Here is a 15101-nt window from a genome sequence, read left to right on the forward strand (position 1 = left end):
GAGGTCGGCACGGCGCTACCACCTATCTGCGAATATGCCATGAAGGTACCCAGGGTGCCCTGGAAGAACATCGCAGCCATTGGGGGCGCAGTCAGGATCAGCGTCGTCAGGATCAGGCCCATGCCGCCCTGCTGCAGCGCCATGCTGCTCATGCCCTCGGTCAGGTTCGACCCCAGCAGTGCACCCAGCGCAGACGCGCCCCAGAACGAAGCCGCCACGCGCGCCACCATTTCCATGGCAATGCCGGTCATCGCAGCCAGCACCGCCATTGAGAACATGGTGCCGATGCCATAGAACAACCATCGTTGGAACAGGGACTTTGTCTGCTCAAACAGCAGGCAGAGGATGAACAGCGGACCAAAACCAATGAACAATGACATTGCGATCTGGTACAGCAATAGCATGGCGCCCGCCGTAACGGCCGGTCCGCCGGTGCCCAGCCCAATGAACCACATCGCACGGGTCTTTGCGCTATCCAGCGTTACGTCGCCGGCAACATCCAGCACACTCACCGACGTGAGCGCCAACTGCATATAACCCAGGTTCTTATCAATCAATTCCTCGGCAGTCGACTTCTTTCCGGTCACGATATAGGTGATCTGGTCCTGAACATCGCCAGTCAGGAAGTTCTGCAGCTTGGTCCCAAACATGGCCATCGACGTAGCGACCGTAACGATCAGTGCCGCCCGTGCCATGTTCGTCATCAACGCAGCCATCGAGTCACGGCTTCGCCCAGTCACGATGCGGAAGCCCTGGATGAGCACCCACAGCGTCATCAGCACCAGGGCCATCGTGCCGACCCAGGTCATCATCCGGCTCAGGATACCGTTGCCGAAATTGGTGATCTCTTCGCGCAGATATTCCAGGATCAGCCGGAAGAAGACGAAGTCGCCCACGGAGGCGAACAACGTGCCGTGCAACAGATCATTGAACACCATACCGTGCATCATTCCCTGACTCATCACATCACCCGCCCCGCGTCGGGGCCCTGCTGGAGTGCGTTGCGCACGTGATTCACTTGGTGGAGAGCGCGGCCTTCAGCGCGCCGGCCTTGATGACACTTCCAATCGGGTTGCGCTCGCCCCGCAACGCACGCTCGGCCAGATTCTTCTGCCGCCCCTGCAAGGCAGCGATCTGCTGGTCGTAGACCTTGATGGTGGTCTCCCACTTCTTGAAGGCCTTCTCAAGCTCGACCGAGGTTGCCGTATTGTTGGAGATATCCTCCTGCAGTGCGCCTTCATTCTTGAACGCGTTGCGGATCCGACGCAGCTGCTGAAGCATCTGCTCCATCGCCGGCATGGACATCTGCACGACCTCGACAGTCTCGTTGTACTTCTTGTTCTCAAGCACCTGGATGTAAGAGCAGATCGCACGCTGCTGCGCGCCGATGTCACCGCCCGGGCTCATGTTCAACACTGCCATCAGACCATTCATGCTGATCATGGAATCGCCGCCGCACTTCTCGGCCACGTTCCAGTTCTCGGGAATCTTCGTCAGCGCAGGAGTCGGCGGCATCAGGGGGGAAGCAATGATCTGGGTCCAGTTCTGGAGCTTGGACATCCAGTTGTCGATGGTCTTGGAGTACTGCTGAGCCGTTTCACTCCAACGCTGCGCAGTCTGAAGATATTCCTGACCGGCCTTCATCTCCTGCATGAAATTCATGATCCAGTTGAATGGGTCATAGACCGTCATCGCCTGCGCGGGACTGGTGCCTGTACTGATGGTCATGCCCAGGGTCAACACTGCGGCCATCATCGGCGCGAAGCGCCTGCGTCGCACCGGAGTGCGGCGGAGTTCAGTTGTCATGGGGGTTTCCTTGTTCGTCTGAGCGAGCGTCTTCATGCCGTCTCCTCCTGCTCGGCCCGCTTCCCGGACCCTTTTCGATGTTTGTAGAAGTCTTCCAGCCACTGCTCCGGCGTGAGCTCGTCCACGGTGATCCGGTTGCGGACTGCAGCGGTCTGCAACACGCGATGCATGATGTCGATGTTGTCGGTCGAGGCCGAGATCACCGACAGGATGTCGTCCATGCCACGCAGGTTGAGCTGGCAGACGCTGGACGCATGGCCTTGCTTGACCAAGAAGCAGCGCGAGCGCTCGTCGAGCGCGGTAACCACCTTGAACTCGGCCTCGGTCAGCTTCAGGCCATCCATGTAATCGCTCTTGCTGGCATTCGGGTTCGGCAGCAGGATCAGGGTGGCGGTCTGTTCGATCAGGGCGGCGGAGATATCACTCTTCAGTGCATCTTCCGGGCTCTGCGTTGCGAAGATGCCCAGACCATTCTGCTTACGGATGGTCTTCTGCTTGTTCTTCGCGAATTCCTTCAGGCCACCCTCGCCGTCCAGGATCTTCCAGAACTCGTCCATCACGTAGATCAGCGGACGACCATCGATCAACGATTCCAGGCGGTGCAGCAGGTAATTGATGACCGGCACGCGCACTTCGGGATTGTCGATGATGTCGGTGTAGTCGAAGCCGATGATATTGGCCTTGCTCAGATCAACGGTGTCGACCGGATTGTCGAATACCCAGCCCAGCGAATTGCCCGAGGTCCAGCGGCGCATGCGCGCGTAGAGCCCATCGTCGCCCATGTTGGGCAGGCTCTTCTGGAAGTTGGTCATGCTGCGCAGGTGCATCGGCGTATCAAGCATGCTTTCCACTGCGCGGTAGATGTCCTCCTCCTCGCGCGCACTGTATTCACGCTTGCCGGCCAGCACCTTGATCAGGTCGGCCAGAAACTGCACGTTGGCTTCATTGTTCTCGCATTGGAACGGGTTGAACCCGGTCGGCGCGCCGTTCTCCAGGGCCAGATAGTTACCACCGCAGGCGCGGACGAAAATCTCAGCGCCACGGTCCTTGTCGAAGAAGAAGATGGTCGGTGACGGCTCGTACTTCTGAACCTGGCTGAGCAGGAAGTTGATCAGCGCAGTCTTACCGGTACCGGACTTGCCGATCACCATGGTATTGGCGATCGCCTTCTCGCCCAGCGAATTCTCCGACGGATGGGTCGCGTGGAAATTGAAGTAGTACGGCTGGCCGTTCGTGGTCTGCAGTGTGGTGACGCAGTCGCCCCACGGGTTGTTGTGCTGCTTGCCGGTCGCGAAGTTGTGCAGCGGCGACAGGCCCAGGAAATTCAGCGAGCTGACGTTGGCGAGGCGGGTGCGGTAGCGCCAGTTGGCCGGCAATTGCGAATAGAAGGACGAGGTAACCGCCAGGTCTTCCTTGGTCGACACAAAACCGGCATTGGACAGCTCGGCGCGTGTCGTGGCCACGTTCTGCGACAGCTTGGCCTGGCTGTCGCCGTAGACCGTCATGATGAAGTGGTACTCGCCCAGCACGAAATTACCCGACGACAGCTGATCCATCGCCTGGTCCAGCTCGACGATCTGGCTGACTGCCTTGTCACCGGAGGAGATCATCATGCCCTTGGTGCGGTCGAGCACCTTGAGCGCGTCCTGACGCCCCATCGGGCTGAACGAATGGGTGATGACGTACTCGTAGTCCAGGTACTTCAGGCCGTTGAGGATGCCCGGGTAAGTTCCTTCGGCATACTCCTTGATGTTCAGGATGGCGCCGAAGTGGTTGGCACCATTAGGGGTGTTGATGACGAAGTCACCGGTTTTGGCCGAGAACATGTGCCGGCTGACCGGCAGGTAGTCCTTGATCGGTGCCGACAGCACCGGGACCGGCTCGTCGATGCGATTGATCAGGTAGCCGAACAGCTCCAGCGTTTCAGAGAACACCACGCCGTTCTTGGCCTCGTACATGCCCAGGCGATACGGTGCGTAATCGCGGATCACTGCCTCGACGTTGCCGGCCAGTTCCATCAGCTTCTCGATGGCCTGCTCCTGCTCGGCCTGCAAGCGCTCGACATTCGCCGACCTTTCCACGAAGCGTTTCCCGGCCACGACCGGGCGGTAGATCATGGTGAGGTACAGCTCGTTCTGCATGATGCGCTGGGCGGACAGCATGCCCATGTACTGGTCGGATACATCCTGATTGAAGCGCTGGCTGTAGTGGCTCTTGCCTTTCAACGTACGGCGACGGCGAATGTCGTGCACCCAGAAGGCGACATTGACGAAATCCGGTGCCCTCAGCGTCTGCAGCAGGCGGTTGAACGTATTGTGCCGGTGCTCCAGCTCCCATTCCTCGCGACCAACGAACGGCAGTCCTTCCAGGTACCACGTCAACAGGTAGTCGCCGCCCGTGGTCTTGACCACGTTCGGGGCGACATGCGTCGACAGGGGAATGAACTCACTGATGGAGGTGTCAGGGCTGAACATACGACTGCTTCCAAAGAGGTACTGCCAAGAAGTTTCAACAGACCCGACGGACGCTTGCGCCCGCGGGCCGGATCCGGACCTCAATCCATTCGGGCCGGTTTGTCGCGGTAATGGTTGGGGTTGAACACCCACATACCATCGTGTTCCTGCACGTTGCGGACTTTCAGCTTGAACAGCAGGCGCAGGCCCAACAGGCGGAAGATCATTTCGTCACGCTTAGCCATCTGCCGCATGATGAAGACCGCCACCGGAATGGTGAGCAGAAACCAGAAGTTCGTGTACATGCTGAGCAGCAGCAACCCACCTGCCACCATGAAGAATGGCAGGTAGGGAACGCCCAGGAACATTGCCGGACGTGTGCAGCCGCGGAAGACGACGTTCTTATGCACTGTAGTACTGGACAGCCTGCTGGATCAGCATGGAGGTCTTGCCCTCGCAGGTGCCATAGTCGTCACCCAGCAGCATACGTGCGATCTGGCCAGCGGCACCGATCAGTACGCCACCGATCAGGATCGGAGCCACATCACCAATGCGCTTATGCGCAAAGGCAATCTGGTAGCCAGCAAAGATGACGGCAATGGTCACCACGGCGATCGAGGCCATGTTCAGCAGACCATTGATGCTGTCGAAGAAGCCACATACCTTCTTCTCGGTGCCACCATAATTGACGCCGCCCTGATTGGCGAAGACCTCCGGAGCGAACAGCGCACCAACGAAGAGGGTGGCCATCAGGAGAGTCTTCAGCGTGCGCTGGGCCTGGACGAGGTCGAGATTGGATCGCTTCATGGATTGATTTCCTTGTTGATGGACTAACACAACTGAATCGACCAGCCGGGGGACTGGCCGCACCACGACTTCGTCAGAACACGAAGGCCGCATCCCCTGCGGGAATCTGCTGCACCGGCGCAGCCTGCACCGGTGCGTTGAATGAATTGTCGCCACCGGCGACAGGCTGGTTGCGCTCGCTCCAGGGCCGCAGCATCACTGGCCCCTCATTGCCGGCGCCAGCAGCACTTGGCAACTGCTGCGGCATGGCCATCGCCTGTGCAGCACCCTGCTGAGGCAGCTGCTGCGGCATGCCACCGGCCTGTTGCTGGGGATAGGCGGGCCCTTGGCTGGGCTGCGCCTGAGGCTGCATCATCCTGTCCACTGAACCCAGCACCACCTTGGACAGCGTCTGGTCGGCGAGATTCAGCAGGCTGCCCCGCGCCATCGCACCGGTGGACGGGTACACGACATAGGCGCGTGCGGGATCTTCCGACGGCACGTACACCGGGCCATTGGACTGCGCAACGATGCGGGCCTGCGCCGGAGAGGCCAGCTGCGGATGATGTTCGACCTTCACGCTGCGGCGCTCGCCGCGGCTGACCACGTCGATCGGTGCAACGCCATTGCTGGCAAGCATCTGCCCGCGGCGCATCGAGTCATAGACCTTCTGCACGTAGCCGTGACGGAAGCCGGTCTCGAAATTGCCCGAGTAGTAGCAGCTGAACGACTTGCCCCAATCACCACCGGAGCGCTTGTAGCACTCGGCGAGGATGCGCGAACCCGCCTGCAGGTTCGGGCACTGCTGGAAGGCCTTCTCGTAGGAATCCAGCCCGTATTTGCCCAGGTTGTAGCGATTGACCTGGGCCAGTCCGATCGAGAAGTTGTAGCCCTTCTCTTCCAGCATGCGTACCGTCGCCAGCGCTTCATCCAAGGCCTTGGGCTGGCGCACCAGTGCGCCGCCGACCACGCCGATGGCGTAGGGATTGCGCGACGATTCGACGTTGATTACATGCTGCATCACATCCATCGAGACGGCCATCTCCGGGCACGCCATCATTTCCAGTCCTGGCAGCATCCTTCAGCCCTCCTGCCCCTGGGCACGCCCAGGATTGAAGTCGATGCCGGTGATGTAGCGCGAGCCGGCATGCGCCTTGATATGCACGACGATGTCGATGGTCATCATCAACAGCCGCTTGATCACGTTGAACTCCAGGCCCGAACCCTCGGCCGAAGCCTTCACCATCAGCGCCAGCTGGTCCCAGGTCTGTTCCGGACTGCCGGCGTGGCAGCTGGTGATCGACCCCGGGTGGCCGGACGCGCAGTTACGGATGAAGTAGAACGCCTCGTCACCGCGCAGCTCGGCGAGGATGATGCGTTCGGGCTTCATGCGCAGGCAGGCTTCCATGCAGCTCTTGGCGCTGACATTGCTGGTGCTTTGTCCACCCTTGGAATACAGCAGGTGCACGACATTGGGTTGGGTCAGAAACAGTTCGCGCGCGTCCTCGATGGTGACCAGTCGCTCGTTGTCCGGGATATGATTGACCAACGCTTTCATGAAGGTGGTCTTGCCGCTACCGGTCGCACCGGATACCACGATGTTCTTGCGGTACATCACCGCACGCCGGAAGAACTCGGCGTACTCGCGCGAATGGCGCAGCTCCAGCAGCTCACGATCCTGCTCGCTGATGCTGCCATCGGTTTCCAGGATCTGATTGAAGAAGCCGTCTTCGTGATACTGGCTGAGCGACTTGGTGTGCTTGGACGGCAGACGGATGGTGATCGACACCTTGCCTGCATCACATGCCGGCGGAATCACGAACTGCGCACGCTGGCCAGTGGGGAACGTGAGCGACACGACCGGATCGGCATCGGTGATGCGCTGGCCGGTGTTGCTCTCGTTCACCACCGCCGTGCAGAACTGCCGGGCCCGCTCGAAGGTCAGGCTCGGCACGTCCACCCGCTGCCACCCCGCCCGGGTTTCCAGGTACAGCTCACCGGGACGGTTGATGCAGATTTCCGTCACTTCCGGAGACGTCATGTACTCGGCGATGCCCAGCACTTCGTACTGATAGCGCAGGAAATCGCTGGAGACGAGGGCGAGGGGTGACACTTCGGCGTCCATGATCGTTCGTTGAGTTACCGGCGGGGGTTCAGCACGTTGGTGAAGTCAACGTCCTTGGCGACGTAGACATTCACGATCGTGCCCTGGTTGATCGTGACGGTTGGCGGACGGCGCTCGCTGAGCGCCTCATTGGCAAGTCGCTCCATGGTGCGAGCGGTTGCGCTCTCGTAGGGAGAGCGCACGGCAAAGCCGTTGCTGGCGACCGTTGTCGATTCTGGACCGTGCTCGGCTGCGGCGTACTTGAAGGCGTCAGCGATGAGGCTGATCATCAGCGCCGACGCGATACGGCTACCCCAGTGCGCACTGTACTGGCCAGGATGTCCTGCCCCGCCCAGGCCGTCCGTACCAGGGCTGGACATCGCCACGTCGATGCCATTCGGCGTGGTGATGCGATCCCAGATCACTTCCACCCGCTTGCCGATCGGACCACCGCCGTAGGAGCCATAGATCTTGGAGCCCTTCGGAAGCAGCAGGCTGCGCCCATTGATCGAGTACACCGGCTCGGTCAGCAGGCACGATGTGTAGCCGGCCACGTCGGTGATGATCCGCGTTTCCAGCACGCATCTCAGGTACGTGCCACGAACCAGCAGCGCGTCAGGGCTACGGATATAGGCGGCATTGGAGACATTTTCCACGTCGGGGCCACGACGGACCTTCTGCGGCTGGGTCTGAGGATTTGCTGCCGCCTGCATGGCAGCGATCATCGCCTGGTTGTAGTCAGAGTTCTGGCTACCGGACGACGCGCCCGCGTCGCCCCCCCCTACCCCGGAACCGCCGCCCATGCGCCGGTCCATCAACGTCGGCCCGCGATCTTCTTGTGGCCTACTCGCCGACGGAAAACCGGGCATGGGCACTTCCTGCTGGGGCGCAGGCGGCAGCATCGGAATCGGATCGGCAGCAGCCACCGGCGGCGCCGGATCAGCTGCGGTACCCACGCTCGGCAGCTGTGGTGTCGTCGCACGCGCCTCTTCCCGCGGCTTGTTCTGCTCGGTCGCATCATCCTGCCCCTTGCGGAACAGCAGGAAGCCCATTGCCATCAGCAGCAGCACGATGCCACCGAGGAACAGCAGCGCCTTTCGGTTCAGCCGCTGCTCTTCGGCCGAGCGCAGCTGCGGCGCGGCCGCGTCAAGATCCGGCGCCGGCTCGGCCTGGGCCGTGCCGAAGTAGGGATTCGACGGCGCGTCCGCGGCACCCTGTGCGCCATACGGGCTCTGGCTCTCGTCGCGTCCGTTGTTCGGGTCGTTTCCGGGAGTGTTCTGCTGGCTCATTTCTTCACGTTCCTTCGCAGACCGACGACGAAGTCGCCGTGGCGGATGACCAAGTACGGGTAGGTCCCGTGCACGATCAGCGTATTGCCTTCAACCGTGGTGTTGACCACAAAGTCCTCACCGTATTCCGTTTCGCGACCAAACACCGCCGGGAAGATGCCGGTCTTGTACTCCGGCGAGTTCGGCAGTTTCAGGTAGGTGAAACGGCTATCGTCGTAGGCGTTGACCGGGATCAGCCACCCCATCTTCTTCGCCTTGCTGGTCGAATAGGAGTAGTTGAAGTTGTACTGGCGGTCCTTGGCCAGTTCAGAGCTCAACAGCGGTTTGGCCTCTTCCTCCACCGCTTCCTGGGCGACACCGAACACGGTGTCGTTGGGATAGACGAAGGCGATCTTGTACTGCACGCCTGCACGACGGGCCTGCTCCAGCTGGCGCCAGTCGGTGGCCACCACCTTCAGTTCGAAGATGTAGGAATGGGTCTCGGTGCGCACCATCATGTTGGTGTCGACGTCGACGTTCTTCGGCTTGAGGTAGAACACGTTCTCGCGACGGGTTAGTTCCCAGCCGCTGCTGAAGCCGGTGCTGTAGTCGAGGATCTTCTCGTTCGGGCTCAACTCGATCTGGGTGGTCAGGCCCAGGCCGGTGCGAACCGGGTAGATACGGTCCTTCTCGTACTCGTAGTGGTCCACCGCCTGCGCCATCGCCGCTGCTGAGAACAGCAACGACAACATCGACAGCAGCGCCAGCGCGCTTCCCCTGATATTTCGACTACTCATCGGTTGCTTGCTCCATCAGCAGTTCCGGTGGGATTGTTCTGCGCCGGCCTCATGGCCGGCTGTCCGGGCATGGCCTGCCCCGGCATTGCTTGCCCCTGCACCGGCTGACCCGGCATCAGTTGGCCCTGTACAGGCTGTCCCGGCATCGGCTGGCCCGGTACCTGACCGTTGGCTGGCACCGCGACCGGCTGGCCGGTGGCCGGGTCGATCATGGTGGCTGCGGCCGGATTGTTGGGATCGTAGACGCCCTGTGCCTGCTGCGCCGCCTGTGCGGCCTGCTGCGCCTGCGCCTGCATGGCGCCGTCATCCGGCACCGGCACGCCACGCGAATAGTCGTTGTCGACTCGGTACTCGGTGACCTGGAAGGCCAGCGGATTGAGGATGCGATCCTGTTCGGACAACGCCAGGTTCTGGTTGTACTCGAAGCGCATCGTCACCAGCTGGTTGTCAAGGTAGCTGGATGCTCCGGTCCGCTTGTCCAACAGGCTGCGCTGGATGCGCACCGACGCACCGCGGAAGCTGCCGTTCGGCTCAGCCCCCAGCGGCGTGATGCTCAGGATCTTGACCCGAATGGCCTTTTCGCGGCCGTACATTACAAACGGGTTCTGAGGGTTACTTCCTGCGTATCGCATACGCATGCTCTGAGCAACCGGGCTGCTGGACATCACGAACACCAGTTCCCAGTCACGCAGGCCCATCACCGCCGAGTCATACGATTCGCGCGCGAGTACGTACTGGGCGACGTTGCTGCGATTGATCGCTTCGTTGGTGGTGATCGTCTCGCCCTGGAAGGTGCCACTCAACCGCGCGACGGTCGCTGTGCCGGTGTAGGCATCGGCCATGACCAGGAACGGCACCTTTTCCTTCAGCGGCAGCATGTAGTAGTAGCCGCCCGCCAGTGCGAGCGACATCAGCAACGAGCCTGTGGCGACCCACCACGCACGCCGCTCGCTGCGGCGCGCCATGTCGGCCACGGTGATCTCGTAGCTGACCGCCTTGGCGACCGACTGCTCGACCTTGGGACTATTGCCGGGATCCTTCTTGCGGAACATGGATTCTTCCGTACTGCTGAAACATCAATGGGCGTGGCACCCCTGCGACAGGCGCGGGGAGCGGCACGTTCGATGATTTCGAGGTGGACTCAGGTGCCGCTGTTGGAATCAGCGCCCTGTGCCGACGCGGTCGGCGTCGAGCCAGCGCTCTGCACAACGATCTGGTTGCCAACGATGGAGACGGAGATGCCCTGCGCTGCATAGGCCGCCGTCAGATCGATCACGGCCTGCTGAGCGTTGGTGGTGTCGATGCTGGAGACCGCGCCGTACAGGGTGAAGTCCGAGCTCAGGCGGTAATCCAGCGTGCGTCCGGAATCCTTGGCCCAGCGCTCGAGCATGGCTTTGAGCGTGCCATCCATCGGCGAGGCCTGGTAGACGTAGCTGGAGTACAGCGGGATCTCGGTGGGTGCCGCAGCAAAGCGGTTGACCGGCTTCCAGCGGCCTCCGAAATCGGGAGCGGACTTGGTGGCGCAACCGGCCACCATCAACGCCGCCACTGCGGCGATGGACATTTTCGCGATAAACGCCTGATTCATACGGGCTTCACTTTGACGTACGAAAAAGCAGTCCCGAGCATTGGCCCCCTGGTCGTCCGGCGCTGCGTCGCGCACGCCGGAATCGGAGCGACGCACTGACTGGCAGCACACCTGCTCCGGCTCCCCTGCAGCCAACGGCTGCCAACCAAGTCGCGGGGCCGCCAGACACTGCCGACGACACACCCGCATACCTCACCAACGTCGAAACCATCCTTGTTTCATGGCACAAACTCCTGGCCACCCTGCTCTACAACATCTGCCATCCATCACACATTTCTGAACGACATGCACAGGGTTGCACAACCACGCGTCAATTCCATGTCAGACAAGTCTGAAAATCCATGAACAAATGCCAAATTCTTGACCGAAATCACGAATTCACATTCTTAACTACGAATGGTGATCACAAATTCAGCGACGTGAATTAGACGTTCAGCATCGGAACGTCCACCTTCGGCAGCAACCTCGAGGTGAAGTAGCGATCCTTGTAGTACCGGATCTTGTCGCACTTCACCGGGTGAGGTATCCCCTCGTACAGGAACACCTCCATGTCCGGCCCCATCGCCTTCAGCTCCTGCGGCAGCATCAGCGCGCGCCGTTCCTCGGTGAAGTTGTGGGTCTTCTCGCGGGCATGGGTGACGTTCTTCCTGCGCACCGTGGTGTAGCCCAGCATGTCCGAGTAGTCGTTGGCATCCTGCTGTTCGCGCGGCGCGTACAGGATCTGCAGCGCGTGGTTGGTGATGATCGTGCGAGAGACTTCCCGGCCGTAGGTGGCGTCGAGCTGGGACATGCTCTGGATGATCGGCAGCAGGCGGATGTTGTAGCCGGCCATGTAGGAGACCGCCGAGGCGATGATCTCCACTTTGCCGATCGAGGTGAATTCGTCCATCAGCAGCAGGCACTGGTACTTCAGGTCCGGGTTGGACTTGGGCAGTTCCTTGGTGTTGAGGTTGATCAGCTGGCTGAAGAACAGGTTGATGATCAGCCGGCTCTCGGCCAGCTTGTTGGGCTGGATGCCGATGTAGATGGTCATCTTCTTCTTGCGGACGTCGGTCAGCAGGAAGTCGTTGCTGCTGGTGGCCTTGTCCAGCACCGGGTTGATCCAGGGATTGAGCGGCTCCTTGAAGGTGCCCAGGATCGAGGCGAAGGTCTCATCGGCCTGCGACAGCATGTTGGCGAACGCCGAACGGGCATTGGCACTGAGGAACGGTCGCTCCGACAGGGTCTTGAGGTACTTCTTCAGGTCGGTGCCGTCGCCGGAGGACAGACGGTACACCGCACCGAGCGTGGGCGTGCCGGCGCCGCCCGGGAAACCGCTGCTGCGCTCGTCGTCCCAGTTCTCGAACAGGTACAGGGTAAAGGCCATGAACGCGTTGCGTGCCTGGCTGACCCAGAACTTCTGGTCCTCGGCCCCGTCTGGGTACAGCATCGCGGCGATGCTCATCAGGTCCGACACCCGGAAGGCCGGATCGTCGGAGACGTAGCTGAGCGGGTTCCAGCGGTGCGTGCGCCGGTCCTCGGCGAAGGGGTTGAACAGGTAGATCTCCTGGCCCTGGCTGGCGCGCCAGCCGCTGGTCAGGTCGAAGTTCTCCTGCTTGATGTCCAGTACCACCAGCGATTCGCCGTACTCCAGCAGGTTCGGGATGACCACGCCCACGCCCTTGCCCGAGCGGGTGGGCGCGGCCAGGATCACGAACTGCTGGCCATCCAGGCGCACCAGCTTGCCGCCATGGCTGCCGACCACGATGCTCTGGCCGGTCTTCTTGAACATGCCGTGCTTGGCCAGGTCGGCGCCGGTGGCGAAGCGCGCGTCGCCGTGCAGCGAGCGCTTGTCCTTCTTCAGCAGCAGCACCAGGCCGGCCACCAGCAGCACCAGCAGGGGCAGGCCGAAGCCTACGTAGCCCGCCCATTTGATCTTGCCCACGAAGGGCGCGACCTGCGGTTGGCCGATGGCGTGGACGTACTGGTAGTAGGTGTTCCAGGTGAACAGCTGGGTGTCCAGCCCCAGGAACAGCAAGGTCAAATAGCCGGAGAACACGAAACCAAGCAACAGGGTCGCCAGCGTGATGATGGCGATGAGCAGATACTTCTTACTGGGCAACACCCGAATCCTCCATGATGCGCACGCGGCGCGACGGCCTAGCGGTGGCGCCAGCGCGACGCCTTCTTCCGCAGGTGGTTCTCGTTTTCCAGCCCGGGCTCCTCGCCCTCTTCACGCACCAGTTGCAGCAAGCGTTGGCGCGCTTCGGCCAGTGATATCAGGTCGGTCAGACGATCCCCATCGTCGGCGACGACCGCATGGCCGACCACATCGCCGGGAGCGTACACCGGCTCGTGGGACACCGCTACCAGCTGGTAGCGGCCACGGGTTTCCAGCACATGCCTGAATTCCTGCATCGCACTCCTCCTTGTCGGGGCAACACTGCGCCCCCTGCCCCGCCATCATGCCGGTGGCAGCGTCATGGGCGCATCCACAACCGCTGCGGCTTCTGCGCGAAACTGTGCGCGGATATCCAAGGAGACCGCAATGGACTGGGTAGCACTTGCCCGCACGCTGGCCACCGAGGCCCACGCGGGGCAGATCGACAAGGCCGGCCAGCCTTACATCGGCCATGTGGCGCGGGTGGCGGCTGCGGTGCGCGGCGACGATGACGCCGAAGTGGTGGCCTGGCTGCATGACGTGGCCGAGGACTGCCCGGCGTTTGCCGCGCGGATCGAGGTATTTCCCGCACCGCTGCGCGAGGCGGTGCAACTGCTCAACCGCGATGCAGCACCCGACGCGGACAGCTACTACGCGCGCATTGCCGCCCACCCGCTGGCACTGAAAGTGAAGCGCGCCGATCTGGATGACAACGCCGATCCGCAGCGGCTGGCGATGCTCGATGCGGCGACGGCCGCGCGCCTGCACGGAAAGTACGCTCATGCCCGGGCGGCGCTGGGCATCTGAGCCGGGCGCGACGAGGCTCGGCGGGCCGGCGTGTCACCGATCAAACGCTGATTTACCCTGAGTGCTGCTGCTCCTGCTGCAGTGCAGCAGTACAATGGGCGGCTCCCGCCCCCCATCGCGCCCCCGCATGAGCCCCAACTCTTCCCTGGCTGCGCGGCTGACGCCCCGCCAGCGCACCCTGATCATCCTCGCCCTTTCACTGGGTGGCTTCGCCATCGGCACCAGCGAGTTCGCCAGCATGGGCCTGATGCTGGAGATCAGCCGCGGCCTGTCGATTTCCGAAACCCAGGTCGGGCATCTGATCAGCGCCTATGCCATCGGCGTGGTGGTCGGCGCCCCGATCCTCGCCTTCGTCGGCGCCAGCTTCCCGCGCCGCAAGCTGCTGCTGGCACTGATGGGCTTCTACGCGGTCGGCAACCTGGCCAGCGCGCTGGCACCGAACTACGGCACGATGCTGGTGGCGCGCTTCGTCGCCGGCCTGCCGCATGGCGCCTACTTCGGCGTGGCGATGCTGGTGGCCGCCGCGATCAGTCCCGCAGGCCAGCGCGGCCAGGCGATGTCACGCGTGCTGCTGGGCCTGTCGATCGCGATCCTGGTCGGCAACCCGCTGACGACCTGGCTGGGTCAGCAGCTGAGCTGGCGCACCGCCTTTGCCCTGGTCAGCGTGCTGGCCATCGCCACCGTGGCGATGATCGCGCGCTTCCTGCTACCGGACCCGGATGAAGTACGTACCTCGCCGATGCGCGAGCTGCGCGCCTTCAACACGTCCCAGGTGTGGCTGGCGCTGGCGATCGGCGCGGTCGGCTTCGCCGGCATGTTCTGCGTGTTCACCTACCTGGCACCGACCCTGGTGCAGGTCACCGGCGTGGCCGAATCGTGGATGCCGCTGGCGGTGGGCGTGTTCGGCATCGGCGCGATCATCGGCAACATCGCCGGTGGCTGGCTGGTGGACAAGTTCCACTTCAAGGCCGCCGCCGTGGTGCTGCTGTGGTCGATCGTGATGCTGCTGCTGTATCCGCTGGCCGCACAGTCGGTGTGGACCATCGGCCCGATGATCATCACTGTCGGCACCATGGGCGCACTGGCGGCGGTGCTGCAGACCCGCCTGATGGACGTGGCCGGTGAGGCGCAGACGCTGGCGGCGGCCTCCAACCACGCCGCTTTCAATACTGCCAACGCACTCGGCCCGTGGCTGGGCGGCATGGCAATCAGCGCCGGCTTCAGCCCGGCCAGTACCGGCTATGTCGGCGCGGCTACCGCGATCGGCGGCCTGCTGCTGTGGTGCGTGGCGGTGATGCTGGACAAGAAGCGCAGCACCGCCGTCGTCGGCAGCCACTGAACATTGCGCCGGA

At 62.3% G+C, this 15101-nt stretch carries 15 protein-coding genes; 2 read left to right on the top strand and 13 right to left on the bottom strand.

Annotation, left to right across the window (positions count from 1 at the left end; genetic code table 11):
* From AC5QAB_RS19730 to AC5QAB_RS19790, 13 genes are all read right to left on the bottom strand, one after another.
* Positions 1 to 938 (bottom strand): TrbL/VirB6 family protein (locus tag AC5QAB_RS19730; RefSeq protein WP_495233577.1); only part of this gene is annotated, 938 nt, incomplete at its 3' end.
* A 76-nt stretch (positions 939 to 1014) separates the two neighbouring features.
* On the bottom strand, positions 1015 to 1842 hold the full coding sequence (locus AC5QAB_RS19735) for a hypothetical protein (RefSeq protein ID WP_236636397.1): 828 nt from the start codon (positions 1840 to 1842) through the stop codon (positions 1015 to 1017).
* A complete protein-coding gene (locus AC5QAB_RS19740; RefSeq protein WP_241884534.1) occupies positions 1839 to 4280 on the bottom strand; it encodes a VirB4 family type IV secretion/conjugal transfer ATPase in 2442 nt (813 codons plus the stop codon). Before AC5QAB_RS19740 ends, AC5QAB_RS19735 begins: the two co-directional genes overlap by 4 nt.
* 80 nt (positions 4281 to 4360) lie before the next feature.
* Positions 4361 to 4669: a VirB3 family type IV secretion system protein gene (locus AC5QAB_RS19745; RefSeq protein WP_005417227.1), complete on the bottom strand. Its 309-nt coding sequence runs from the start codon at positions 4667 to 4669 to the stop codon at positions 4361 to 4363.
* Positions 4662 to 5066, bottom strand: coding sequence for a TrbC/VirB2 family protein (locus AC5QAB_RS19750; protein WP_014647573.1), 405 nt, complete (start codon positions 5064 to 5066; stop codon positions 4662 to 4664). The genes AC5QAB_RS19745 and AC5QAB_RS19750 overlap by 8 nt, the downstream gene beginning before the upstream one ends.
* Positions 5067 to 5139: 73 nt before the next feature.
* The gene (locus AC5QAB_RS19755) at positions 5140 to 6123 is read right to left on the bottom strand and encodes a lytic transglycosylase domain-containing protein (RefSeq protein ID WP_241884535.1); all 984 of its coding nucleotides are present in this window, start codon (positions 6121 to 6123) and stop codon (positions 5140 to 5142) included.
* Positions 6124 to 6126: 3 nt separating this feature from the next.
* Positions 6127 to 7170, bottom strand: coding sequence for a P-type DNA transfer ATPase VirB11 (gene virB11 / locus AC5QAB_RS19760; RefSeq protein WP_032961561.1), 1044 nt, complete (start codon positions 7168 to 7170; stop codon positions 6127 to 6129).
* A gap of 14 nt (positions 7171 to 7184) precedes the next feature.
* Entirely contained in the window at positions 7185 to 8438 is a 1254-nt protein-coding gene (locus AC5QAB_RS19765) for a TrbI/VirB10 family protein (protein ID WP_169411833.1), read from the bottom strand.
* Positions 8435 to 9214, bottom strand: coding sequence for a TrbG/VirB9 family P-type conjugative transfer protein (locus tag AC5QAB_RS19770; protein ID WP_021202792.1), 780 nt, complete (start codon positions 9212 to 9214; stop codon positions 8435 to 8437). Before AC5QAB_RS19770 ends, AC5QAB_RS19765 begins: the two co-directional genes overlap by 4 nt.
* A complete protein-coding gene (locus AC5QAB_RS19775) occupies positions 9211 to 10266 on the bottom strand; it encodes a VirB8 family type IV secretion system protein (RefSeq protein ID WP_495233578.1) in 1056 nt (351 codons plus the stop codon). Before AC5QAB_RS19775 ends, AC5QAB_RS19770 begins: the two co-directional genes overlap by 4 nt.
* A gap of 89 nt (positions 10267 to 10355) precedes the next feature.
* Complete coding sequence (locus AC5QAB_RS19780; RefSeq protein WP_032957008.1) at positions 10356 to 10802, bottom strand: hypothetical protein; 447 nt, start codon at positions 10800 to 10802, stop codon at positions 10356 to 10358.
* 424 nt (positions 10803 to 11226) lie between these two features.
* Positions 11227 to 12906: a type IV secretory system conjugative DNA transfer family protein gene (locus tag AC5QAB_RS19785; RefSeq protein WP_014647580.1), complete on the bottom strand. Its 1680-nt coding sequence runs from the start codon at positions 12904 to 12906 to the stop codon at positions 11227 to 11229.
* Positions 12907 to 12941: 35 nt separating this feature from the next.
* Positions 12942 to 13199 carry a hypothetical protein gene (locus AC5QAB_RS19790; RefSeq protein ID WP_014647581.1) on the bottom strand — a complete coding sequence of 86 codons (258 nt, stop codon included), beginning with the start codon at positions 13197 to 13199 and terminating at the stop codon, positions 12942 to 12944.
* 130 nt (positions 13200 to 13329) lie between these two features.
* Here AC5QAB_RS19790 and AC5QAB_RS19795 point away from each other — a divergent pair, with 130 nt between their 5' ends.
* Together AC5QAB_RS19795 and AC5QAB_RS19800 are read left to right on the top strand one after the other, a co-directional pair.
* A complete protein-coding gene (locus AC5QAB_RS19795) occupies positions 13330 to 13749 on the top strand; it encodes an HD domain-containing protein (RefSeq protein WP_032957003.1) in 420 nt (139 codons plus the stop codon).
* Between the two features lie 127 nt (positions 13750 to 13876).
* Positions 13877 to 15088, top strand: a complete 1212-nt coding sequence (locus tag AC5QAB_RS19800; protein WP_014647583.1) for an MFS transporter — start codon at positions 13877 to 13879, stop codon at positions 15086 to 15088.
* Positions 15089 to 15101: the final 13 nt, after the last annotated feature.

It is taken from the genome of Stenotrophomonas sp. YJH_SMC_127 (assembly GCF_059372445.1).